Annotated in this window: 1 protein-coding gene; it reads left to right on the top strand. The window is 68.3% G+C overall.

Annotation, left to right across the window (positions count from 1 at the left end):
• Window positions 1-403 precede the first annotated feature (403 nt).
• The gene (locus tag AQJ27_RS51245; protein ID WP_067385965.1) at window positions 404-1,642 is read left to right on the top strand and encodes an IS110 family RNA-guided transposase; all 1,239 of its coding nucleotides are present in this window, start codon (window positions 404-406) and stop codon (window positions 1,640-1,642) included.
• The last annotated feature ends 29 nt before the right edge of the window (window positions 1,643-1,671 follow it).

Here is a 1,671-nt window from a genome sequence, read left to right as displayed (position 1 = left end):
GTCTCCTAATTCGTGAGTAGCCAGTTCCAGGTCAGCCCCGGGGAGGGCTGCTGGACGGACTGATGTGGATGCGGTTCGCGGTGGCCGCGTGGGCGTCGGATGGACTCCTGATGTCTCCCGGCCCTTCGAGGTCTTATGAAAGAGCGGTTGCCCCGGCGTCTTCGGGCCACCGCGAAACCCATCCCGGCCACTCGCACGTTGATCGTCGTGGTGCGAGCCCGCCGCAGGGTGACCTCCCGTTTGCTCCCGAGCCTTCGAGCTCTGCCCGAGACTGAGGCCCCTGCGGTGCGCTGGTGTCACGAACGGCTAGTGAGATGGCGGACCCGAGAGTCCTGGAATTAGGTCGCCGCGTGGCCCACACAGGCTTGTCACCTGCACGAACAGACAGGACTAGGAGTACGGATTGAACGTGTACTGCGGGATCGACTGGGCCGAACGCCACCATGACGTCGCTCTGGTCGACGACACCGGCACCCAACTCGCCAAGAAGAGGATCACCGACGACGCGGCCGGCTACCGGGTGTTGTTGGACCTGCTCGCCGAGCACGGCGACACCCCCGAAGACCTGATACCGATAGCCATCGAGACCAGCCATGGCCTGCTGGTCGCAGCCCTGCGCACGGGGAACAGGCAGATCTACGCGGTCAACCCGCTGTCCGCCGCCCGCTACCGCGACCGGCACGGCGTCAGCCGCAAGAAGTCCGACCCAGGCGATGCCCTGGTCCTGGCGAACATCCTGCGCACCGACATGCACGCCCACCGGCCGCTTCCCGCCGACAGCGACCTGGCCCGCGCCATCACCGTGCTCGCCCGCGCCCAGCAGGACGCCGTCTGGCACCGCCAGCAGCTGGTCAACCAGGTCCGCTCGCTGCTGAAGACGTTCTACCCGGCCGCCCTGGACGCCTTCCAGGGCAAGCAGCACGGCCTCGCCCGACCTGAAGCCCGCACCGTCTTGGCCACGGCACCGACCCCGGCCCGTGCCGCGAAGCTCTCGCTCCCGCAACTCCAGGCCGCGCTGCGGCGTGCCGGCCGCGTCCGCGGCATCGAAGCCGAGGCCCGGCGCCTCAAGGAGGTCTTCCGCGCCGACTGCGCTCGCCACCCGCAGGCCGTCGAGGATGCCATGGGGCAGCAACTGGGCGCCCTCATCGTCCAGTTGGACGCCGCCTGTCGGGCAGCCGACGAGCTCGCCAAGGCGGTGGAGGAGTCTTTTCGCAAGCACCCGGACGCTGACGTGCTGCTCAGCTTCCCCGGCCTCGGTGTCCAGCTCGGCGCCCGGGTGCTCGCCGAGATCGGAGACGACCACGGCCGCTTCGCCGACGCCCGCGCCCTGAAGGCATACGCCGGCTCGGCCCCCATCACCAGAGCTTCGGGCAGGAAGAAGTTCGTCGGCCGCCGCTTCATCAAGAACGACCGGCTGATCACCGCCGGATTCCTCTGGGCCTTCGCAGCCCTGACCAGCTCGCCCGGAGCCGATGCGCACTACCGTCGTCGGCGAGATGCCGGGGACTGGCATGCCCAGGCCCAGCGGCACCTGTTCAACCGACTGCTCGGCCAGCTCTACCACTGCCTGCAGACCGGACAGCTCTTCGACGAACAACGCGCGTTCACCCCCTTCCCGACCGAACTGGCCGTCGCGGCTTGACTTCTTAAGCACGTGAGATGTCTTTCAAC

It is taken from the genome of Streptomyces olivochromogenes, assembly GCF_001514115.1.
Classification (GTDB): Bacteria; Actinomycetota; Actinomycetes; order Streptomycetales; family Streptomycetaceae; genus Streptomyces; species Streptomyces olivochromogenes.
The sequence above is the reverse complement of the archived record's forward strand: the minus strand, read 5'-3'. Positions and strand labels throughout refer to the sequence as shown.